The following is a 21,727-nucleotide window of genomic DNA, read 5'->3' on the forward strand; positions in this document are numbered from 1 at the left end:
ATGCTAGCCACTTGGATTCTCCTTATATTTGCCGGATTATTTGAAATAGGTTTTTCTATATCGTTGAAATTGTCAGATGGTTTTACCAAAATAAAACCTATTATAGCTTTTATTGGTTTTTCAATATTAAGTTTTGTTTGTCTCAGTAAGACTCTAGATAAACTACCTCTTGGTACGGCTTATCTTCTGTGGACTGGTATCGGGGCGGTAGGAACAGTAATAGTAGGAATAATGTATTTTAATGAACCATATTCTGCTATGCGAGTTTTCTTTATTACCACTATGATAATTTCCATGATAGGTCTGAAGTTGTCTTAACTCATTTCAAACCAATTCTAGACTTATTTAATATAACTATGATCAGGCTTATTTACCCTAAATTTTGGCAGACCAAAAATATTATTGCCTATTTATTATTACCGTTAAGCTGGCTATATCTCTTTGCTAGTTATCTAAGAAGGATCATGGCACGTCCGATAATATTTCCATGCAAAGTAATTTGTGTCGGTAATATAAGCATTGGGGGTACTGGTAAAACTCAAATAGTGATCTTCCTTGCTCAGTTATTAAAAGCTATTAACATTGATTTTATAATTATCAGTAAAGGTTATGGCAGTAAGCTCCAAACGACATTGCTAGTTGAAGAACACCATACAGTAGCAGATGTTGGAGATGAAGCAGTAATGTTGTTAAAATATGGTAAAGTCATTGCCGCAAAGAAAATTCAAGATATAAAGCCTTTTATAGAACGGATTAAGCCAAAGGTGATTATAGTAGACGATTCAATGCAGAATCCTAATTTTCATAAGGATATTGTTATTCTATCAGTTGATGCTAATAGGTTATTTGGCAATGAATTTTTAATTCCAGCTGGTCCTCTACGTCAATACCCCAAACAAGCTATGGACAAAGCCGATATAGTTATTTCAGTAGGATCTGATAATATTGATTCTTTTCCCTTATATAAGGAACGCACCTTTTTTCAAGCTCAAATAGTTCCATCTATAGACATTGATAAGACAAAAAACTATTTTGCATTTAGTGGTATAGGTAACCCTGAAAGATTTTTCTCTACATTAGCAAATTATGGACTACAGTTAGTCGGTCATAAAATTTTCCCGGATCATCATCAATATTCTGCAAAGGATTTAGAATATTTAAAAGAGCAATCAAAAAAATCTAACTCTTTGCTAATAACTACTAGAAAAGATTACGTAAGAATATATGATACTGATTTATCCGTAATATGTTGCGATGTATATTTATTATTAGATAATAAACAATTATTAATAGATTTAATATATGAAAAAATTATTTAATAATATTAAATACCTATTAGAGTATTTTCTTGTTTTAATAATAGTAAAGATACTAAGAGCATTGGGCATCGACAAATCTGTAAATATTTGTCGATATTTAGCAAGGAAGATAGGACCTTTGTTACCAGTCAATAAAGTTGCAAAAGAAAATATTCAAAATATTTTGGGCAAGACTATATACACAAATGCAGGGTGTATAAATTCCGAAGCAATCATTAATCAAGTATGGGATAATTTTGGCAGTTTTATAGGAGAATTTCCATATATTAGCAGGATGTCAGAGGAAGAATTATCTAGGCGGGTAGAGATAAGTGGGCTTGAGAATATAATAGAATTCCAGAAGCTACATCAACCGTTCTTATTATTTACCGGACATTTTGCTAATTGGGATTTTGCCCTTAAAATTATCAATAAATTTTATCCTAAATTTGCTATTATCTACCGCAAATTAAATAATCCTTATGTTGACAAACTAATTAACGATATGCGTACAAGTGGTGATATAAAGCTAATTCCCAAAGGATCACAAGGGGCAAGAACTCTAATATCTGCCATCAAATCAGGATATGCAATTGGCATGCTGGTAGATCAAAAAATGAATAATGGTATTGAAGTGCCATTTTTAGGGCAACCCGCCATGACCGCTCATGCAATTGCTAAAATTGCATTACAGTTCAGCTACCCAATTATACCATTACAAGTGGTTCGCACTAATAGTAAAAACAGTTATTTTAAAGCTATTATTCACCCCCCCATAAAATTACAAAAAACTAATAATAATAAAACAGATTGTTATAATATAATGGTTACTATTAACCAAATTTTAGGTAATTGGGTTCAAGAAAACCCAGGGCAATGGTTCTGGTTTCATAATAGGTGGAAGAAGAATAATAATAAATATTCTGAAGATTAAGTAATTGCAATTGCTTAATAAATATGTATACTCTCCTGCTTTGAGGCATTGATACCGCAAATATACCTGCGGAGATATTCGCCTGCGTACCTCTTTTTACAGTTAAATGTGAGTCGTAGAGAAAACATGCATTTTTATAAAAAATTTAATAACAAAATAATGTTATGACAAGGGTAACACCTCCTCAACAAATTATATCTTTTGCTGAAAATAAATCTGACTTAGATAAAATTGCTCAATTTATTAAGGATGGTTGGGCAATAGTAAAGTTAATGCCCTATGGTAATTATTTTATTGGTGTCATGGAAAAGATAAATCATGACAACACTATAAATGACCAAGATCGAACTGTTTATATCCCCCCAAGAAAAAAGATCATTTTTACTTAAATTTTAGTCCTTATATTTTAACTCTACAGAATAAGGAGCAACCTTTGACAATATGTTACCAATTATTGGTATTTTAGTGATAATGGTACTAGCAAAAAAGAAAGAAGGTATCACATTACCTTTAAGCTTTATTTGATGTTTATTAGTATCAATGCTACCTTTCATGGTAAAATCAAAAAATGGTCCAGTAGCTGATGTATCAGCAATATTTACGGTATTACCTATATAACTAAAGCTACCTGTCATATTATTGAACAAGATATCCTTATTATTTAATATAAAACTCATAAAACCTGGAAACGAAACAAATGATATCATTCTAGTTAGAAAAGACATATCAGTAGTAACAAAACGTTTTATGTCAAATGTACCATCTAAGATTGGTATCACTTCCCCCTTCTTAACCTCATGCCTTTTTGTATCAAGTGTTAGATTGATAATACCAGACTTCATGTTATTATACATGCCAATACCTCTAAATAAAGCTCCAGCATTATCACAGGTAACTATCCATTGTTCCAGATCCTTTTTTTCTGTAAGTAGCATTTTAAAAGATTTAGTGCCAATTTTTGAATCTAAAGAACCAGAAAAGCATTTTATTTTATCACAATCAATTTGTAAATTAAGCTTATCAAGCATTATATTATTTTTTAATCGCACCCTGTTTACATCAACTTTTAAATGAATATTTTTTGGATCCCCTTCTTTTTCTAAGAATTGCATCATATTAGACTTAGACAAATCTAGTTGTTTTCCTTGAAATTCAGCACTCAAGCTATCTTTACCTAAAAGTAATTTTCCTATTAGATCAGTTGTACCATAAGCAATAATAGGTAAAGTAATATCATATTTATTATCTTGTATTTTAACCTTACCAACTATTTTTAAGTTATTTTCACCCGAAAGGTCAAAATTAATATCACCCTTTAGGTCATCATATAACTTGCCAGTTAACACAAGTTGGGCTTCATTAGAAAGATTTTTATGTACAGATATTTTATCAATATAAAATTCCAAGTTCTTGAGGTTAGCATTAGCTTTAATGAAGCCAATATTATATTTACTTTTCTTATCTTGTTGCTCTTTATACTCAAAATCTAGGACACTACTACCTGAAATTAACTTGAACATACCAAGTTTCTGGTTATTACCGACAATGGTAGTTTTTACTTTTAATAGATGCTGATAATCATCATGGTTATTATCATCGATATTATATTGGTAACTAAAATTACTGTCATAGTCATTAATTTTACCTGTACCCATCAAGTTTAGCTTATAGCCATTAAATGTTCCGGTTATTTTGGCATTTTTTAATATGACATTGTCACTAAATGCTTTGGTATTCACGCCAGTTATTATCGTAGAGATGTCATAAGTATTTTTCATAACTGGGTTAAGCGGTATTATTATGCCAATTTTTGAATTAGCAGTTCCAGTAATTTTTTTAAGATCGATTCCTTGTTGCTTTACTTTATTATAATCTTCGTTTGACATAAAATCAATTAGATCGATAACCGATCCCTTAGCTATGGCACTAACGACAAAATTCGACTTATCCATCCCTTGCCAATCAAAGGTTATTACTCCATTGGAAATAAGACTGTTACTACTATATGCCTTATTTAATATGAACTTAACCGAGGTTCCAGATATAGTAATATCAGTATCAATTTTTCTTAGAGGGGGAAAGTCTGCATCATATTTATACTCAAGATCTACAACATGCAGCTTGGCTCTTACTAGTGTTTCTAGAGCAATATTTTTCTCTAAATTGTTCTTATCAAAATTAAAATCAAACTCCCCATTTCTAATATAACCATCTTTGATATATTCTTGTAGAAATAAAATTACTTGGTTATTAGGAATAATTTTCTCAGCAATCTGATAAATCATTATAGGAATATTCTCAACATTGCCACTAGCTTGAATTATGCTACCATCCAAGATACTATTGAATGATAGATAGACTTTATCACCAAATGTTAACTTACAATTGATTGACTTCTTAGAAGTTATAGAAATTTTACTTTCATAAGAACAAACTCCTTCCCCCTCTGGTAATTTCTTACCATAACTGTCGAGTAGAGTAGTATTTTTTATAGGACTTAAGTTTAACTCTGTTTCAACCCTATTTTCAAAGAAATCTACAATGTATTTAGCAGATATTTTAGTATCTATTATGGGTTGATTATCCTTAGCGATTAAGGAAAAACTATCTATATCAATAATACTATGAATTAATGGTTTACTTGTTATATTATCAATAAAAAAACTAATCTTGAAATCGCTAATTTTACCTTGGGTGTTATTTGCTAAATCCATAAAGATTTTATCAATTGACAGAATATTATGTCTTATTTGTAAATTACCAACCCGTATTTTCATATTTTTTTTATCGAGGTAAAATTCTATTATTTTCTTAATTGGCTTATCTAAATATCCTTTACTACCGCTTAATATTAATAAACTTAAAATTACTACAATTGTACAAACTATTATGCTTAGGTTGATGAAAAATCTTTTAATGAGCATCATTTTATTATTTAGTATTTGGTCAATTAATATATACTTTATATAGCTAACCAGATTAGTATTATTCCGTCTATTCGCGAGAAGGCGTAAGCCGACAAAGCAATGTAAGTTGTCATTCCAGGAGTTCCTATGTCATTCCCGCGTAGGCGGGAATCTAAAATAGTACTCAAAAAGCCCTGAAATATTATAGATTCCCGCCTACGCGGGAATGACAGCTTTTTCGTTTAAATAGGACAAATACTACTCTGGTTAGATATAGCAGCATAGCATAACAAAGTTGTTGCACTAAGTATATAAGGATAATTAATGAGTATTAAACTTCATTTTATAGGCACTGGTTACGTTGGGCTGGTATCTGGCGTAATGATGAGTTACCTAGGACACGATGTTACTTGTTTAGATACTGATATTTCTAAGATCAACCAATTAAAAAAAAATATTTTACCAATTTATGAACCAAAACTAGCTAAATATCTACCATCATTAGTAAAATCTGGTAAGTTGCGATTTACAGCTAGCTATTCGGCTGAATTACAAAACTCACAAGCGGTATTTATTACAGTAGGAACACCGCCTTTACCTTCAGGAGAGGCAGATTTGCAATATATATTTACTGCTATTGATAATTTATGTACATGGATTAAAGATGATTGTTTGATTGTTATAAAATCTACGGTACCTCCCACAACATGTAACCAAATTATCGATTATTTAAATAACAAGAATCTGAAATTTTCTGTTGCTTCAAATCCTGAATTTCTTAGAGAAGGTACTGCTGTAGATGATTTTCTAAACCCTGATAGAATATTGATTGGCACCAATAATAAACAGGCAGAAGATTTACTAAAAGATATCTACCGACCTTTGACTACAAAAAATGTACCTCTTATAACTACTGATTTGGTTACTGCAGAGCTGACTAAATATGTCTCAAACGCTTTTTTAGCAACTAAAGTTGCTTTTATTAATGAGATGGCAAATTTATGCGAGAAAACTGGGGCAAATATTAAAGAGCTTTCTTTTGCTGTTGGATTGGATAAGAGAATAGGCAAAGAATTTTTAAATGTTGGCCCTGGATTTGGTGGGTCATGTTTTCCTAAGGATCTGTTAGCACTTGCACAAATAGCTAAACATTATCAATGTAACTTCCAAATAGTTAATTCTGTTATAAATAGTAATGATCAGAGACCGTATGATATGGTGGATAAAGTTCATCATATTATAGGCAACGATTTACATAATAAAGTTATTAGTGTATTGGGTCTGACTTTTAAGGCTGGTACGGATGATATTAGAAATAGTCCGGCTATTAAAATCATTGAAATCCTAGTTGATAAAGGAGCAAATATTAGAGCTTTCGATCCGGTAGGTATGAATAATGCTAAAAAAGAACTAAAAAATGTATTTTTTTCTGATTCAGCACTTAGTGCATGTCAAAATAGTGATATAATTATAGTGGCAACCGAATGGTCGGAGTTTAAAGATTTAGATTGGTCACTTATTCACAGCCAAGCTAAATCTCCTATAATTATCGATCTCAGGCATATTCTTGATGGAAATATGCTAAAAGCTCTAGGATTTAAATATTATCTTATTGGTATAAAAGATGCAGTTTGATTTCATTCACTTAAGAGTACAAAGCTCATATTCATTTCTTGAGAGTGCTTTAACAATTGAGCGTATAGTGGAGCTAGCTCGATTGCATAAAATGCCAGCAATTTGTTTAGCAGATAAGGGGAATTTATTTGGCTCGTTAGAATTTGCTCTAGCTAGCTGTAAAGCAGGAATACAACCTATAAATGGTGCAATTGTAAATGTTGCTTTTACCGAAAATAGTTTTTGTGAAATTGTGCTTATTGCCAAGGATGAAATTGGTTATAAAAATTTACTGAAGGCTGTTAGTGATAGTTTTACTAAAAATGATCGTAAAATTTGTAATCATATTACTTTTGATGATTTAGTTAAGTACCAGGAAGGGCTGATTATTTTATCAGCTTATACTGATGGTATAATTGGCAAAAGTCTGATCGCTAGGGATGAAGAATTAGCCATTTTTTGGGCAACTAAACTACAAAGCATTTTTGGTGATCGGTTCTATTTTGAGATTATGCGACATAATCTGGCAATAGAACAATCTATAGAAGAAAATTATATAAAAATAGCCAGTAATCTTGGTATTCCACTAGTTGCTACCAATAAAGTATTGTTTAGTGATGTTAATATGCATGATGCCCATGATGTATTATTATGTATATCTACTGGCGTTAGTAAAGAAGTGGAGGAACGTAAAAAGGTAAGTAACGGATGTTATTTTAAATCACCAAAAGAAATGTTAGAGCTTTTTGGTGACTTACCTAATGCTGTACAAAATACGGTACATTTAGCCCAAAGATGCCATTTTATAGCACATGCTAATCCACCAATGTTACCAAATTTCTCTAGTCTAAATATTAATGAAGTAGACATAATTAAGAAAGAATCGACAGCCGGATTACTATCAAGACTTGATACAAAATTTAAACGGGAAAATATTTCCATAGATAAGCAGGAAGATTTTAAACAGCAATATTTAATTCGTCTTAATTACGAACTAGATATTATTTGTCGGATGGATTTTGCTGGCTATTTTCTGATAGTTTCTGATTTTATAAAATGGAGTAAGCAACAAAATATTATGGTAGGACCTGGTAGAGGTTCTGGGGTGGGGTCAGTAGTTGCGTGGAGTCTTCTAATTACTGATCTTGATCCTCTTCAATTCGGTCTACTATTTGAGCGTTTTCTGAACCCTGAACGTATATCAATGCCAGATTTTGATATTGACTTTTGTCAAGAGCGACGAGGGGAAGTTATAAATTACGTACGTTCTAAATATGGGGATAATAAAGTTGGTCAAATCATCACTTTTGGTAAGATGCAAGCAAAAGCTGTGATCAAAGATGTATCACGAGTTCTTGGTTTACCTTATAAATATGCCGAATATTTAACTGAGCTTGTACCATTTAATGCTGTTTCTCCTGTTACATTAAATCAAGCTATCAAGGAAGTAAAAGAGTTAAACATAGCAGCACGTGGTGAAGGTTTGTATAACTTAGATGGTCAAGAGGAGCTGATCAAACAAGTTCTTGATACATCCTTAGTACTTGAAGGGCTTAATAGGCATGCTTCTACCCATGCAGCAGGGATCGTGATAGCTGGCAAAGATTTAGTAGAAATATTACCGGTTTATAAAGACCTAAATTCGGATATGTTGGTAGTACAATATTCGATGAAATATGCTGAGATTGCTGGTTTAATTAAATTTGATTTTTTAGGTCTGCAAACTCTAACTGTCATTACTAAATGTTTAGGACTGCTAAAAGAACATGGCATAAATATTGATTTTAGTAATATGCTATTTGATGATCAGAAAACTTATGAAATGCTATGTAGTGGTAGAGCTATTGGTGTTTTCCAGTTTGAAAGTGGCGGAATGCAAGATAGTTTAAGGCGTCTTAAACCTGACTCCATCCAAGATATAATAGCCTTAGGAGCATTATACCGCCCTGGTCCGATGGAGAACATCCCAACTTATATTGCTTGCAAGCATGGTTTGCAGCAACCAGATTACTTGCATGAGATGCTTAAACCTATCTTAGATGAAACTTATGGAGTTATTATCTATCAGGAACAGGTCTTAGAAATTGCCAAAGAAATGGGAGGCTATAGTTTAGGTGGGGCAGATATACTTCGTAAAGCTATGGGGAAAAAAATAAAATCCGAAATGGCAGAACAAGAAGAAATTTTTATTAAAGGGGCAATAGCCAATAATATTTCACGTCAGCAAGCCCAATCCATTTTTGCAACGGTTGCTAAATTTGCTAGCTATGGTTTTAATAAAGCACACGCATCAGCTTATGGAGTAATATCTTATCAAACAGCTTATCTGAAAGCCAATTTCCCAGCCGAATTCTTGGTGGCATGCTTAAATCTTGAATTAAATAACCATGATAAAATTAATCTATTCATTCAAGAAGCCAGAAATAATAACATTGCTATTATCCCGCCTAATATCAATCTTTCTGCTGGTTATTTTAGTACTGTAACTAACCAGATTAACATTTCTCCAATTCTATGTCATTCCCGCGAAGGCGGGAATCTAGATCCCTGCCTTCGCAGGGATGACATAAAGGATTGCAGGGATGACATACAAGAGGAATTGCAGGAGTCCCAGAAAGTTGAAGGACAGAAATCTATAATTTATGCTCTCGCTGCTATTAAAAGTGTTACGGTTGATTTTGGTAAAATATTAGTAGCAGAAAGGGTTAAAAATGGTAAATTTAAAAGTATTATAGATGTTATTGAAAGGCTACCACCTAAATCAATTAATCGAAAATTATTAGAAAATCTTATTAAAGCTGGATGTTTTGATACGTTACATTCTAATCGTAATCAGTTGCTGTTAAGTGTTTCTAAGCTTCTGGCTTATGCCTCTTCCTACCATACTGAGAGAGTTTCCGATCAATTTAGCCTGATTAAGGTAAGTTCGACAAATCAGCAAGTCTTAATTGATGCAGAACCACTGGATAATAATACTGCATCTTGTTATGAATTTGAGGTATTAGGGCTGTTTATTACATTACATCCATTATCAAGATATCAAGATTTGTTAGCCAGACTTAATATTTCGACTTCAATTAATCTACAAAAGGATTTTCCCAATGGGACTAGTCAAATAAGGATTGCTGGTGTAATACAAAAAAAAGATTCGCGTATGTCATCTCGCGGCAGGTTTATCACTTTACAACTATCTGATCAATTTGGCATTTTTGAATTGACTATTTATAGTGAAGAAATATTAAAGAATTTCGTTCATTTACTTGATATTCAAAGTTTGGTGGTGGTGAGTTGTGATTTGTTTAAAGATGCTGGGGGAACAAGATTAATCGCTAGAAGTTTTGCAACTATTGACGATATAATAAATGAAGAACAATTAGAAATAAAACTTTACCCACAAAATAATTCTGAATTATGTCAAATAGTCGATTTGCTTAAAAAACGTATTAGCCCTGAACGTAATAATATCAGAATAATTTTACTGCTTAAAGTTAGTATGGATAATAACTTTACAGCTAAAATATGTTTGCCAGAGACTTTGTATCTAGAAACTGAAGATTTTGAATGTCTCAATCAATTTACGCTATGTTCTGCAAAGGTAGAGGAGTTGAGTAAAAACACTTAATGGTTCTATGTTGCATCAGGAAGATCTGCAAGTGCTGAACCAAACAATGTAGAAAGATTGGCCTTATCTACTTTGTCACTATCAGAGAAATTAGCAATAGTAGTATCAATCATATCTTTAGAAAGAGATACTGAGTGTGTCCATAGTCATACCCTACATTTTTTATTTTGTAGTGAAAGTGTAATTCGTATACTTGCAGCAAAACTGCATAACTCTATTAAATTTTTTTGGTAGTATGAATTTATTTTATAAATTTGGGTTCCTACTATGCAAATATCACCGATTAGTAAAAAAACTGGTTGAAAAACTATCAGTTATACTATAACATTTCAATTATTAAACGTAATGAATGAATCAAAATGAAAAAGCCAAAAGTAGCGACCTTAAGTGCTGAGGAACGAGAAGAACTAATACAACATATTAAGGCAAGTTCATTAACAGGAGATGATCAGCAAGCGGTGATAGAACTTGTGAAATTTTGTAACGAACTAATAGACAAGCTAGCATCATCAAACATCAGTATAAATAAGCTTAAGGAGATGATGATTGGTTTTAAGGCAGATAACAAAAAAAAGATAGTTCAGATTCATTAAAAGAACCACCGAGTGAATCTGATAATAAGAATGGTGGTAATGAAGAAGAGTACGATGAGTCCAAGAAGAGAGATCGCAGTAATTGGCAAGGTAAATATGGATTTGATGATTATCAGGATGCAAATACCAGCTATTTAGCTCCTGAGAATTTTTGTAGTGGTGATAGCTGTCCTCACTGTGATAATGGTAAACTCTATAATAGTGAAGCTAGAAAATTGCTACAATTTACAGGTAATGCTCCAATTACAGTCAACAGATATGTAAAGAAAACGTTACGCTGTAATGCTTGCGATTATACAGTTATGAACAATAAGAATATCAACAAATGGACAAATAGTAGCAAAAGTGCAATAGTGTTACAAAAGACCTACGGTACTCCCTTCTATCGTTTATCTAGGTTGCAAAGTTTAAGCGGGGTTCCTGTATCATATAGCTCGTTGTGGCAACAATATTTAGATGTTTGGCAAGAAGGTGGTGGAGCTGAAATTTACAGGGTATTATTGGAAATGGCTGCCGAATGTAGCTCACTGAATCTTGATGATACTAGAGCTAGAATTTTAGAAATTACTGTAGCCAATAAAAAATTACGTACTCAAAATAAGAAAGGACGCAGCTGTTATACCACTACTATATGTGCTAAGACTGCCAATAATGAGGTGATAGTTTTATATTTTACCGGTAATAAGCATGGCGGGGAAAATATTGGTAACGTACTAAAGAATCGTAAGAATAGGACTGATTCTATTCATTTAATGACTGATGCAAGTAACAATAATAACCCAGTATTATCAGAAGCAGATAAAGAATTACTAGCAATAATAATTATGATCAACTGTTTATCACATGGACAGAGGAAATTTACAGATAATGAACCATACTATCCTGAAGAATGCGGATATTTTCTCAAACAAACTGGTGGGATTTACCATAATGAACATCAATGTAAAGAGATGAGCCTTGAGGAAAAGCTGAAGTACCATCAGGAACATAGCAGTAAATATATAGAAAACATATATAACAAAATAGACGAATTATTTAACGACAAGAAAGTTGAGCCTAATAGTAGGTTTGGGCAAGCTATGAAATATTGGTTAAATAATAAAGAAGGTTTGACGCAATTTTTGAAAATTCCAGTTAGCAGTCTTGATAATAATTGGGCTGAGAGGTCACTACGTACCATTATTTTACAAAGGAAGAATTCATTATTCTTTAAAACAATCAATAGTGCTGAGATACATAGTGGTCTGTATAGTATAGTAAAGACTTGTAGTGAGAACGGGATCAATGCATTTAAATATTTAAATTGGCTGCAAGAGCAGAGTAGCAAAGCAAAGAAGCATCCTACGAATTATACACCTTTTGCCTATGCAAGATATATAAATAATACGGAATTAATCGAGACGGCAGCTTAAATGACAGGAAGCCAATCATTGGAGAGTTTGGCAGAACTAGGATCGCCATTATGAATAAGAATGTGTAAGGTTCTATAACAAATCTGATAAGATGAATTATCAGATGGGGAAAGTTTTGCCGTAAATTTACCTTTGGATAGGCGTTTAGAGCATAACCAAAAGCCTTGACCGTCAAAGGACAAAATTTTAATGGCAGTTCTGTTTTTATTATAGAATAAAAACAAGGAACCATTAAGAGGGTTGGAAGAAAGTTTTTGTCTGCAAACAGCTATTAAACCATCGATACCCTTACGAAAGTCGATGGCAATAGTGGCAACAAAAATAACTGACTGAGGGGTTAGTTGCAGCATAGAAATGTTTGAATTATGGTTTTTAGCTCTAGTGTTTGAATAATAAGCTTGGTACCATTTGGCTTAATAATGTGGCAAGTGTAGTAATTTTGTTTGGGAGTAGCCACAGGATCAGTATCTATAGAATTTACTAGTTGAAATGGGAGAAAATTAATATCGTGTTGTAGAACTTTATTTGAAGTTGAGGTAGGAGAAGTTTTGAGGGAAGGTTGATGGGCTTGTTGAATTGAACTAATTATTGTTTTATTAATATTGAGATGTTTGGCTATATCTTTGCAAGAATAGTGATGGAGTAGCTGGCGAACTAATTCCTTTAGATGGTTTGGTATGGGATCAAACTTGTTAGTTTTAGTTTGACGCCAGGCTTTAAATTGCTGAGCTACTTGCTCAACAGTAATTGATGGTATTTGCATAGTAGGAACCCAAATGTATAAAATAAATTTTATACTAACAAAAAAATTAGATAGAGTTATGCAGTTTTGCTGCAAGTATACTGTAATTCGACATAATGTACCAATTTAAGGAAAAAAAACCTTTCTCTAACTATCATTGCGAGGAGCCACTTTAGGCGACGAAGCAATCCTATTTTTTGTCATCCCTGCGAAAGCAGGTATCTAAAATAGTGGACAAAAAGCCCTGAGATATTATAGATTCCTGCCTACGCAGGAATGACATCCTTTTTGTTTAAACATAGCAGATGTTGTATCTTTAGACTTTTGACGGGGGAACCTTCTAACTTTCGACAGTTGTGGTTATAGGTGTGGTAGTCTATAGTCAAGGCATACAGAGAATTTTCCAACCTAACACAGTAAAAGATAAAAGGATTTATTCATATTTTACCCTTGGGAAATTTATTATTAGACTTCCTGCATAAGTCAAAAATAGTTGAGGGATTTTTAGGAGAAACGAAGCCGAGCACCGCAGCGTACATAGACGTACGTGAGGAGCGGAGGCAAGTTTCGACGACAAAATCACCAACTAGATTGATTTATGCAGGAAGTCTATTGAATTTAATTATTTGTATGCCATAAAACCATTGGCAGAATCCCTGGAATTTATTATAAAGACTGAGCTTAGCTCATAATGAAAGAGTAAGGCTAATTGGGTTAGCTCTATATCTTTGAGACTATCCTATATAGTCTCCCCGTCAAAAGTGCAAAAAATTCAAAAATTAGCACCTTAGCAAAAAATTTTTGTATAAAATTTTAGAGTTTAATTGTTCTGATGTAATTTTTTGATATAAAAAGATGATTTTTAGAAAATTTTTGCATGACGTTTTGTTAACGATTTTGTAATCGTTTGATTAATTTTCTTTATTTGCTAATTTTTATGTAGAAAAATTTGTTTTGAGCAGGTGATTAGCAATACACCGTAAGTTCAATCCTACAGCGGAAATTAACGGATTTATTATATCTCCTATTACTCCTTTTAAGTAATTTCTGCCAACTCTACCATAATGCTTAAGGTGTCCTATTATCGGCTCTATAGCACTTCTTCTCTTGATCATTGCCTTATCATCTGAGGATAGCTTCTTCTTGCAATATGGGCTATACACCTTGTCTTTTTCTTTAAAATTATTCCCCTTATAGCCTAAATCAACAAATGTCCTGGCTATTCCCACTCCTGTTAATTTCTTTACAACCTCTACAGTCTGCGATAATGTATGACCATCATATGGATTGCCATGAAATGATTTGGCCGCTAATACAAAATTACCTCGACCACTTACTGCTATCGAAACCTTGTTACCAAACTCATAGGGTTTGTTTAATTTCCCTTTACCTATGCACTCTACCTCCGGTGCGTGAAAACTATATAATACTTTATTATCCTCCTTATATCGCTCTTTCTCTGCTTTACTCAGTATAGATTGTGCCTGAATCTTTTTAATCTTATTTAGTATTTCTTGCTGCTTTAATGACAAACTTAACTTTGTTTTTGCTATTTCTCGCTGACATATTCTTATTAAACGACCCAGCAATATCTTTAAATGTTGCATTACCTTCTTACGTTTTTTGGCTTTACTATTATCCTTATATTTCCATAATTTTACTATGTCTTTTTTATATTGCTTGGCATATGTCTCATGTAACTTAATGCCTAAAGTATGACATAACTTTACTAGCTCTATTCTTGCCTTATCCATCAAATACACATCATGAGGATACTTAATATTCTTAATTTGTACTGTAGTATCAACGATTATCGATGCTAAGTCTTTTTTTTTAAGCACTCCGACTTTGCAACCAATTCTTGTTAATTCTTTTAATATCTCATTATATCCTTCTTCCCCTAATATAGCACGAAACCTTCGTATACTAGCTTCTGATATCTCAGCATCTTTCTGCAAATATTCCCAACCACAAAAATATTGCCAATATACGTTCTCTCTCAGCTCTTCTTCAGCTGCAGCATCTGACAGGTTATACATCGCTTGCAGCATAGTTACTCCAAGTAATAACCTGTGACATCTGCGATTCCTACCAAATTTCTTGATATTAACATTTGTCAATAACCATTCCTCTAAAACAGTCCAATTTATTAACGATCTTAATTTATATAACTTGTTATTAGGGTTTAATTCTTCGGTCAATTTATAACCAAAAAGCTGTCCTTGTTTTTGGGATTTTATTATATCTTCTATCGGCATAATTCATACAATCCATAAGGTTTCTGCCAATATTATAGCATTTTCTTATGGATTATCTAGATATTTTTACCCGCTAACCATATTATATATTATCCTTCTAGACTTTTGACGGGGAGACTATATAACTCACTTAGTAAAGTTGCAAACTCAATTTGCTCAAAGCCTTTCTTAGGTATAACTATCATTGCCCAACTATTGGGTTTGGGCTGTGATTCTTTACTTAGAAGCCTAACTAAATGCCTGATACGTCTCTTGATTTTATTACGAATAACAGCGTTTCCTAATTTCTTCCCGGCTTTTATGCCAAAAAGTACTATATTTGACGAACTCTCTAAAATTTCACTAGATTTTTTACATAACTGTGTTGGGTTGATAGTTTTGCCATCAACATTATTTCCTACATTCAATTTTGTAAGAAGCTTAGTAAAATCTTTTGCTATTATTGTAATAAAATAAGGGCTATGGAATTTTTTTCCTAACTTATTAACTAGGTCAAATTCTTTCTGATTTTTTAGGGATAAAATAAGCACTGACTATGCTGATAATTTTCTTCTGCCTTTTGCCCGACGCTTCCTTAAAATCTCCCTACCACCAACAGTTGCCATTCTTGCCTTAAAGCCATGCCTTCTTTTTCTTACTAAATTGCTAGGCTGAAATGTACGTTTCATAAACTCATATCCAATACGAAGTAGCAGACTTACTTATACCATAATAATACTAAACTGTCAACTAAGATATAAATCTATCTCTTAAAGAACTGATAAATTTCTGCATTATATTCTTGATGGAATAAATTTTAGGTATAAAATTGCTAAATAATATTATTTAAATAGCTAAGGCGTATGGCAAGACCCGATTTTACCAATTCAGAAAATATCATAAAAGAAATTATTAGAGTGAACTATGCCGGGGAATACGGTGCTAAACGAATTTATGAAGGACAATTAAATTATTGTAAAAACCATGAGACCTATTCTACAGTAAAACATATGATGCAGCAAGAAGAAGTACATTTAAGCTACTTTACTAACTTGTTATTACAACGTAACGTTAGACCAACTATCTTGATGCCATTCTGGCATATTATTGGTTATATACTTGGTAGTGGGTCAATATTGATAGGAACAAAAACTGCTATGCTACTAACACAAAGTGTAGAAGAAGTGATTGAACAACATTATCAGAAACAAATAGATTATCTCGAAGGATATAATTTAGAAAAAGAATTATTAGATAGTATAAAGCAATTTCAGCTTGATGAAACGGAGCATAAAGATATAGCTCTAGTGCAAGGCAGTAATGAAGTAGTATTCGCCCCCCTAATTAATAAAATTGTCAAGTTAATGTGTAATATAGCTATTAGTTTGAGTAAGAAAGTTTAATGAGTCAAGAATTATGTTGATTATTGAGGTACAGGGCAGTTTAAAAGTCGCAACTACTGATATAGTGAAACCTATTGAATTAGGTGATATAAACTTTGTGTTAACCTTGCGAAAGCAGGTATCTAGATTCCCGCCTACGCGGGAATGACAACTTACAATAGTTATGTTCTTTATCACCTAATCCTATAGGCATAACTATAATTGCTATTAGTGGAGCATAAAAATCTGCTATATTTGATTTGAAAAGTTGCTAGGAGCAATTTTTGATATTAAAAATTAATGGAGGATTAAAAATCAGGACAGTTTAAAAGCCTATTGTAATTTAACTATAAAGTTATTATAATGTATTGTTTTGTTTATCTAGGAGACTGTCGGAAATAACTAAAGTAATTCTATATTTGGCTCTTTTTGGCTGCTAATAAACAGGATTTTCTTGAAATAGGTACACTATTCCTTCAAAAATCCTATTTATTATCGCCGAAAAATAGCTTAAAATATAATTAATTAGTTATCTCCAACAGTCTCCTAGTTGGTAATTTATATTTACCATAACATATATGTACCAATAATGTAATGAGTAATAGAATAAGTAATCCATCTACAATAGTAGTTGCAATGTCTGGTGGAGTTGATAGCTCAGTAGTGGCTGCTATGCTTTGTGAACAAGGACATAAAGTCATTGGTATAACACTACAATTATATGATCACGGCATAGCCACTATGAAAAGAAATGCCTGTTGTGCTGGGCAAGACATTTATGACGCAAAAATGGTAGCAGATAAGTTAAACATTCCGCATTATGTACTAGATTACGAGTCTAAATTTAAAGAGTCCGTAATTGATGACTTTGCTGATAGTTACATTAGAGGTGAAACACCCCTGCCCTGTGTAAAATGTAACCAGTCAGTTAAATTTAAAGACTTATTAAAAGTATCAAAAGATTTAGGAGCTGACTGTCTTGCTACTGGTCATTACGTGCGGAAAATTGAAGGTATAGATGGAGCAGAATTACATACTGGTATTGATATTGGCAAAGACCAAAGCTATTTTTTGTTTGCAACTACCTTAGAACAACTAAATTATCTATCTTTTCCTTTGGGAGAATTAAGTAAGGAACAAACAAGAAATATTGCTACCAAGTTTAATTTAGGCGTTGCAGATAAACCTGATAGCCAAGATATTTGTTTTGTGCCAGATGGTGATTATAGGAAGGTAATTAGTAATATACGAACCAATGCTAATGAAAAAGGTAAAATAATCCATGTAGACGGCTTTGAGCTTGGGACACATAATGGTATAATAAACTATACTGTAGGTCAACGTCGTGGACTTGGAATAGCTTTTCAGGAGCCACTTTATGTAGTAAGAATTGACCCTAATACAAAAATTGTATATGTTGGTCCAGATTCGGTATTAGATTCTACCGAATTTACTATTAAGGATGTTAACTGGCTGGGTAAAGAAATGGTTGCACAAGAGGAAATTGATGTGCAAGTTAAGATTCGTTCAACTCGTCCTGCTACCTTTGCCAAGATTAGCAAAATGAGTGCTACAGAAATTAAAGTAAAGTTAATGTCTGCAGAGAAAGCTGTAACTCCTGGTCAAGCTTGTGTCATATATGATAATGATCGGGTTCTTGGTGGGGGATGGATCACTAGAGAAATTGCATAATATAGATTTCCTATATAAAAAGATAAGCAATATCGCAAAAATAATGAAATAGCTACTTAGTGGGTAATAAAAATCTGCTATATTTATAAATATGACCAAATTTGGAATAACTTGTTATTATAGCTAACCTCTCCGTCATTGCGAGGAGCCACCTCAGTCACAACTGTCGAAAGTTAGAAGATAAGGGGTTTAGAGGTTATCATGGTAGTTTAAAAGTTGTAGAAAAATAACCTGCGTCATTGCGAGGAGGTGTGAGCCGACGAAGCAATTGTAAGATGTCATTCTTAGCAACGGCGGGAATCTAGTCCCTGCTTTCGCAGGGATGACAAAAAAATTGCTTCGTTGGCTTATGCATTCTCGCTAATAGACGCCTGAGATATCAATATCTTATCAGGATTAGCTATATAGTAGCTATAGTATTTATCTATTATTAAAATTGGAGAAATAATGAGTTTTTTAACAAAAAAAAGTTTTGAATCAATAAAAGAACTAGGTAAGACTAGCGGTCTTAGCAAAACCCTAGGAGCATTTGACCTGATATTATTAGGACTTGGTGCTATAATAGGTACGGGTGTATTTGTAACAACTGGTCTAGTTGCCGCTCAATTTTCTGGTCCAGCAGTGATGCTATCCTATGTTATTGCAGGTGGAACATGTATTTTTGTTGCTCTTGCCTATACAGAGCTTGCCACAATGTTACCTACTTCTGGTAGTATTTATACTTACTCTTATATAGCATTTGGTGAGGTGTTTGCTTGGTTAATGGGCAGTGTTATTATATTAGAGCTTGGTTTTGCTGCTGGGGCTGTTGCGGCCGCTTGGTCTGGATATGTTCAGGCAATATTGTCAGCTGGTGGAATAAATTTGCCGGAGACTTTAACTACCGTGCCTAGCAATGGTGGAATAATAAATCTACCCGCTTTTCTTATTGTAGTGTTTGTCTCTTTTGTTTTGTATTTAGGAACAAAAGATAGTAAAAAACTAAATGCTATTTTAGTATTTGTAAAAATGGCAGCTATATTTGCTTTTATTGTGTTTGCTACACCGCATTTTGATGCTACAAATTGGCAGAATTTTCTACCTTTTGGCTTCAATAACATGCTAGTTGGGGCATCTATCCTATTTTTTGCTATGACAGGTTTTGGCACAATAGCCACTACAGCTGAAGAATGCAAAAACCCTAATCGAGATTTAATGATCGGTATTATTGGATCACTAGTAATTGCAACAATAGTATATGTTATAATAGCTGGACTAGTCACTGGCATAGCACCTTTTGCTCAACTTAATAATGACCAACCTCTTGCTCATGCACTTAGCTTGAACAATAGTAATGTCGGTTCTGCTATAGTTGCTACTGGAGCAGTATGTGGTATGACTACGGTACTAATGATGAATATTTATGCTACATCCCGTATTTTTTATGTAATTGCCCGAGATGGATTATTGCCAAAAAGCTTTGCAACACTTCATCCTAAACATGATAGTCCTTATATTACTATCTTAATATTTTCTGTACTTGCTGCATTATTAGGAGGATTTTGCCCAACTACAGTGCTTGTGCAGTTTTCATCCATGGGATCATTAATAGATTATACAGCGGTTGCTATAATAGTCATGTTGTTTAGAATAAAAATGCCAAATGCTACAAGACCCTTTAAATGTCCTGCCGCATTTATCATTATACCATTTGTTTTAGTAGCTTGCCTATATTTACTATCTATACAAATATTTGATAGTAATTTTAATTTGATGATTGCAGGTCAATTGCTGATATACTGGTTTGTGGTAATGTTTATTCTGTATATTCTTAGATTGTTCTTTATAAAACGATAAGTTTAATTTGTATGAATAATGCACTACAACCATTACGTGGCACTAAAGACCTACTACCTGAGGATTATATAATTCACGATTATATAATTAACATAGCAAAACATATCGGTGAACTTTATGGTTATCAAGCCATGAGTACACCGATACTTGAATATACTAAAGTCTTTGACCGCACACTTGGAGAGACTTCTGATGTAATAAGCAAGGAAATGTATAGTTTTCTTGATAAGAGTGATAATAATATCTCTCTTAGACCTGAGTTTACAGCTGGCATTATTAGGGCATTTATATCTAATAACCTGCAACAAACATTACCTATTAAATTCTTTTCAAGTGGTCCAGTGTTTCGTTATGACCGACCACAAGCTGGTAGACAAAGGCAATTTCATCAAATAAACTTTGAATATATTGGTGGAGAAGAAGGAGCCAGTAACGATGCTGAAACAATTAAGCTTGCATTAGACGTTCTTCAGGCTTTAGAAATAGATAGAGATACAACTTTAGAAATAAACTCAATTGGTTGTGCTGCAACTCGTACTCTCTACCAACAGAAATTGGTAGAGTATTTCAATGACTATAAGTCAGAATTATCAGAAGATAGCCAAAAGCGACTGATCAAAAATCCGATGCGGATATTAGATTCAAAAGATGAAAATGATAAAAAGATAGTTGCAAATAGTCCGCTAATATCTCGCTATTATAATAGCGAGACTGCAAGATATTTTGATGATGTGTTAAAATACTTAAATTTGCTTAATGTAAAATATATTATTAATCCAAGGTTAGTACGGGGGCTTGATTATTATTGCCATACAACTTTTGAGTTTACTACTACCAAACTTGGTAGTCAGTCGACAATTCTTGCTGGTGGAAGATATGATGGGTTGAGCAAAATTATGGGAGGTCACGAGACAAAAGCCATTGGCTTTGCTGCTGGAATTGAAAGGCTTGCCTTAATGAGAGAATATAACATACCTAAGGCAAGACCAGTATTTATCTTTCCTATTAGCGACAATAATTTAGAATATTGTTTAATTTTAGCAAACCAATTGCGTCAAAAAAATATTTCTGTTACCTTAGACGCTAAAGGTAAAATAGCCAAAAGAATGACCCGAGCTAATCTACAGAAAGCTAAATATGCTATTTTTGTTGGTGATGATGAACAAATGAGTAATAGTTTTAAATTAAAAGATCTTGATAAAGAACAAGAATATTTATTGAAATTTGAACAAGTTATAGAATTATTGCTGAGCAAGGCAATTTAAAAGTCATAACTAATGATATAAAATACTAGGTTATAGAAACGAATAACCGTCATCGCGAGCTAGTCTCTCCGTCAAAAAGGCTGTAGGTAGTCTCCCCGTCAAAAGTGCAAAAAATTCAAAAATTAGCACCTTAGCAAAAAATTTTTGTATAAAATTTTAGAGTTTAATTGTTCTGATGTAATTTTTTGATATAA

At 32.9% G+C, this 21,727-nt stretch carries 20 protein-coding genes; 12 read left to right on the forward strand and 8 right to left on the reverse strand.

Annotated features, from left to right (window positions below; all coding sequences use genetic code 11):
* From ACQH2P_RS00520 to ACQH2P_RS00535, 4 genes are all read left to right on the forward strand, one after another.
* On the forward strand, positions 1 to 318 hold the full coding sequence (locus ACQH2P_RS00520) for a DMT family transporter (RefSeq protein ID WP_425362582.1): 318 nt from the start codon (positions 1 to 3) through the stop codon (positions 316 to 318).
* Positions 319 to 356: 38 nt separating this feature from the next.
* Positions 357 to 1,319 carry a tetraacyldisaccharide 4'-kinase gene (gene lpxK, locus ACQH2P_RS00525; RefSeq protein ID WP_425362583.1) on the forward strand — a complete coding sequence of 321 codons (963 nt, stop codon included), beginning with the start codon at positions 357 to 359 and terminating at the stop codon, positions 1,317 to 1,319.
* Complete coding sequence (locus ACQH2P_RS00530; protein WP_425362584.1) at positions 1,303 to 2,232, forward strand: LpxL/LpxP family acyltransferase; 930 nt, start codon at positions 1,303 to 1,305, stop codon at positions 2,230 to 2,232. Before lpxK ends, ACQH2P_RS00530 begins: the two co-directional genes overlap by 17 nt.
* A gap of 164 nt (positions 2,233 to 2,396) precedes the next feature.
* Positions 2,397 to 2,621, forward strand: coding sequence for a DUF2674 domain-containing protein (locus ACQH2P_RS00535; protein WP_425362585.1), 225 nt, complete (start codon positions 2,397 to 2,399; stop codon positions 2,619 to 2,621).
* A 3-nt stretch (positions 2,622 to 2,624) separates the two neighbouring features.
* On the opposite strand, the gene ACQH2P_RS00540 is transcribed toward ACQH2P_RS00535, so the two are convergent.
* The gene (locus tag ACQH2P_RS00540; protein WP_425362586.1) at positions 2,625 to 5,156 is read right to left on the reverse strand and encodes a YhdP family protein; all 2,532 of its coding nucleotides are present in this window, start codon (positions 5,154 to 5,156) and stop codon (positions 2,625 to 2,627) included.
* A 38-nt stretch (positions 5,157 to 5,194) separates the two neighbouring features.
* Entirely contained in the window at positions 5,195 to 5,326 is a 132-nt protein-coding gene (locus ACQH2P_RS00545) for a hypothetical protein (RefSeq protein ID WP_425362587.1), read from the reverse strand.
* A 142-nt stretch (positions 5,327 to 5,468) separates the two neighbouring features.
* Here ACQH2P_RS00545 and ACQH2P_RS00550 point away from each other — a divergent pair, with 142 nt between their 5' ends.
* The 4 genes from ACQH2P_RS00550 (at position 5,469) to ACQH2P_RS00565 (ending at position 12,379) form a co-directional block, all read left to right on the forward strand.
* A complete protein-coding gene (locus ACQH2P_RS00550; protein ID WP_425364069.1) occupies positions 5,469 to 6,773 on the forward strand; it encodes a UDP-glucose dehydrogenase family protein in 1,305 nt (434 codons plus the stop codon).
* The gene (gene dnaE, locus ACQH2P_RS00555; RefSeq protein WP_425362588.1) at positions 6,763 to 10,374 is read left to right on the forward strand and encodes a DNA polymerase III subunit alpha; all 3,612 of its coding nucleotides are present in this window, start codon (positions 6,763 to 6,765) and stop codon (positions 10,372 to 10,374) included. The genes ACQH2P_RS00550 and dnaE overlap by 11 nt, the downstream gene beginning before the upstream one ends.
* A gap of 359 nt (positions 10,375 to 10,733) precedes the next feature.
* Positions 10,734 to 10,967 carry a hypothetical protein gene (locus tag ACQH2P_RS00560; protein WP_425362589.1) on the forward strand — a complete coding sequence of 78 codons (234 nt, stop codon included), beginning with the start codon at positions 10,734 to 10,736 and terminating at the stop codon, positions 10,965 to 10,967.
* Positions 10,968 to 11,269: 302 nt separating this feature from the next.
* A complete protein-coding gene (locus ACQH2P_RS00565; protein WP_425362590.1) occupies positions 11,270 to 12,379 on the forward strand; it encodes an IS66 family transposase in 1,110 nt (369 codons plus the stop codon).
* On the opposite strand, the gene tnpB is transcribed toward ACQH2P_RS00565, so the two are convergent.
* The 5 genes from tnpB to rpmH all read right to left on the reverse strand — a co-directional run bounded on the left by tnpB (position 12,376) and on the right by rpmH (position 16,047).
* A complete protein-coding gene (tnpB, locus tag ACQH2P_RS00570; protein ID WP_425362591.1) occupies positions 12,376 to 12,729 on the reverse strand; it encodes an IS66 family insertion sequence element accessory protein TnpB in 354 nt (117 codons plus the stop codon). The two genes, ACQH2P_RS00565 and tnpB, sit on opposite strands and share 4 nt — an antisense overlap.
* The gene (locus tag ACQH2P_RS00575; RefSeq protein ID WP_425362592.1) at positions 12,717 to 13,142 is read right to left on the reverse strand and encodes a hypothetical protein; all 426 of its coding nucleotides are present in this window, start codon (positions 13,140 to 13,142) and stop codon (positions 12,717 to 12,719) included. Before ACQH2P_RS00575 ends, tnpB begins: the two co-directional genes overlap by 13 nt.
* Positions 13,143 to 14,056: 914 nt before the next feature.
* Positions 14,057 to 15,379: an IS5 family transposase gene (locus ACQH2P_RS00580; RefSeq protein ID WP_425362593.1), complete on the reverse strand. Its 1,323-nt coding sequence runs from the start codon at positions 15,377 to 15,379 to the stop codon at positions 14,057 to 14,059.
* An 89-nt stretch (positions 15,380 to 15,468) separates the two neighbouring features.
* A complete protein-coding gene (gene rnpA / locus ACQH2P_RS00585) occupies positions 15,469 to 15,909 on the reverse strand; it encodes a ribonuclease P protein component (RefSeq protein ID WP_425362594.1) in 441 nt (146 codons plus the stop codon).
* 3 nt (positions 15,910 to 15,912) lie between these two features.
* Complete coding sequence (gene rpmH / locus ACQH2P_RS00590) at positions 15,913 to 16,047, reverse strand: 50S ribosomal protein L34 (protein WP_341757073.1); 135 nt, start codon at positions 16,045 to 16,047, stop codon at positions 15,913 to 15,915.
* Between the two features lie 174 nt (positions 16,048 to 16,221).
* Between rpmH and ACQH2P_RS00595 the strand changes: the two genes are divergently transcribed.
* Positions 16,222 to 16,761, forward strand: a complete 540-nt coding sequence (locus ACQH2P_RS00595; protein WP_425362595.1) for a demethoxyubiquinone hydroxylase family protein — start codon at positions 16,222 to 16,224, stop codon at positions 16,759 to 16,761.
* On the opposite strand, the gene ACQH2P_RS00600 is transcribed toward ACQH2P_RS00595, so the two are convergent.
* A complete protein-coding gene (locus ACQH2P_RS00600) occupies positions 16,720 to 16,938 on the reverse strand; it encodes a hypothetical protein (protein ID WP_425362596.1) in 219 nt (72 codons plus the stop codon). The two genes, ACQH2P_RS00595 and ACQH2P_RS00600, sit on opposite strands and share 42 nt — an antisense overlap.
* Before the next feature lie 396 nt (positions 16,939 to 17,334).
* Here ACQH2P_RS00600 and mnmA point away from each other — a divergent pair, with 396 nt between their 5' ends.
* The 3 genes from mnmA to hisS all read left to right on the forward strand — a co-directional run bounded on the left by mnmA (position 17,335) and on the right by hisS (position 21,533).
* Complete coding sequence (gene mnmA / locus ACQH2P_RS00605; RefSeq protein ID WP_425362597.1) at positions 17,335 to 18,432, forward strand: tRNA 2-thiouridine(34) synthase MnmA; 1,098 nt, start codon at positions 17,335 to 17,337, stop codon at positions 18,430 to 18,432.
* 447 nt (positions 18,433 to 18,879) lie between these two features.
* Entirely contained in the window at positions 18,880 to 20,268 is a 1,389-nt protein-coding gene (locus tag ACQH2P_RS00610) for an amino acid permease (protein ID WP_425362598.1), read from the forward strand.
* Positions 20,269 to 20,279: 11 nt separating this feature from the next.
* Positions 20,280 to 21,533: a histidine--tRNA ligase gene (gene hisS / locus ACQH2P_RS00615; RefSeq protein ID WP_425362599.1), complete on the forward strand. Its 1,254-nt coding sequence runs from the start codon at positions 20,280 to 20,282 to the stop codon at positions 21,531 to 21,533.
* Positions 21,534 to 21,727 lie beyond the last annotated feature (194 nt).

Origin of the sequence: Candidatus Tisiphia endosymbiont of Hybos culiciformis (genome assembly GCF_964030975.1) — a bacterium.
Lineage (GTDB): Bacteria > Pseudomonadota > Alphaproteobacteria > Rickettsiales > Rickettsiaceae > Tisiphia.

What these genes read in the sequence shown, in the direction of transcription:
- ACQH2P_RS00610 (WP_425362598.1), top strand. Translation starts at nt 18,880, where the DNA reads ATGAGTTTTTTAACAAAAAAAAGTTTTGAATCAATAAAAGAACTAGGT.
- ACQH2P_RS00565 (WP_425362590.1), top strand. Translation starts at nt 11,270, where the DNA reads ATGAACAATAAGAATATCAACAAATGGACAAATAGTAGCAAAAGTGCA.
- hisS (WP_425362599.1), top strand. Translation starts at nt 20,280, where the DNA reads ATGAATAATGCACTACAACCATTACGTGGCACTAAAGACCTACTACCT.
- ACQH2P_RS00595 (WP_425362595.1), top strand. Translation starts at nt 16,222, where the DNA reads ATGGCAAGACCCGATTTTACCAATTCAGAAAATATCATAAAAGAAATT.
- ACQH2P_RS00530 (WP_425362584.1), top strand. Translation starts at nt 1,303, where the DNA reads ATGAAAAAATTATTTAATAATATTAAATACCTATTAGAGTATTTTCTT.
- ACQH2P_RS00535 (WP_425362585.1), top strand. Translation starts at nt 2,397, where the DNA reads ATGACAAGGGTAACACCTCCTCAACAAATTATATCTTTTGCTGAAAAT.
- ACQH2P_RS00575 (WP_425362592.1), bottom strand. Translation starts at nt 13,142, where the DNA reads ATGCAAATACCATCAATTACTGTTGAGCAAGTAGCTCAGCAATTTAAA.
- ACQH2P_RS00560 (WP_425362589.1), top strand. Translation starts at nt 10,734, where the DNA reads ATGAAAAAGCCAAAAGTAGCGACCTTAAGTGCTGAGGAACGAGAAGAA.
- rpmH (WP_341757073.1), bottom strand. Translation starts at nt 16,047, where the DNA reads ATGAAACGTACATTTCAGCCTAGCAATTTAGTAAGAAAAAGAAGGCAT.
- tnpB (WP_425362591.1), bottom strand. Translation starts at nt 12,729, where the DNA reads ATGCTGCAACTAACCCCTCAGTCAGTTATTTTTGTTGCCACTATTGCC.
- mnmA (WP_425362597.1), top strand. Translation starts at nt 17,335, where the DNA reads ATGAGTAATAGAATAAGTAATCCATCTACAATAGTAGTTGCAATGTCT.
- ACQH2P_RS00520 (WP_425362582.1), top strand. Translation starts at nt 1, where the DNA reads ATGCTAGCCACTTGGATTCTCCTTATATTTGCCGGATTATTTGAAATA.
- ACQH2P_RS00540 (WP_425362586.1), bottom strand. Translation starts at nt 5,156, where the DNA reads ATGCTCATTAAAAGATTTTTCATCAACCTAAGCATAATAGTTTGTACA.
- ACQH2P_RS00580 (WP_425362593.1), bottom strand. Translation starts at nt 15,379, where the DNA reads ATGCCGATAGAAGATATAATAAAATCCCAAAAACAAGGACAGCTTTTT.
- lpxK (WP_425362583.1), top strand. Translation starts at nt 357, where the DNA reads ATGATCAGGCTTATTTACCCTAAATTTTGGCAGACCAAAAATATTATT.
- dnaE (WP_425362588.1), top strand. Translation starts at nt 6,763, where the DNA reads ATGCAGTTTGATTTCATTCACTTAAGAGTACAAAGCTCATATTCATTT.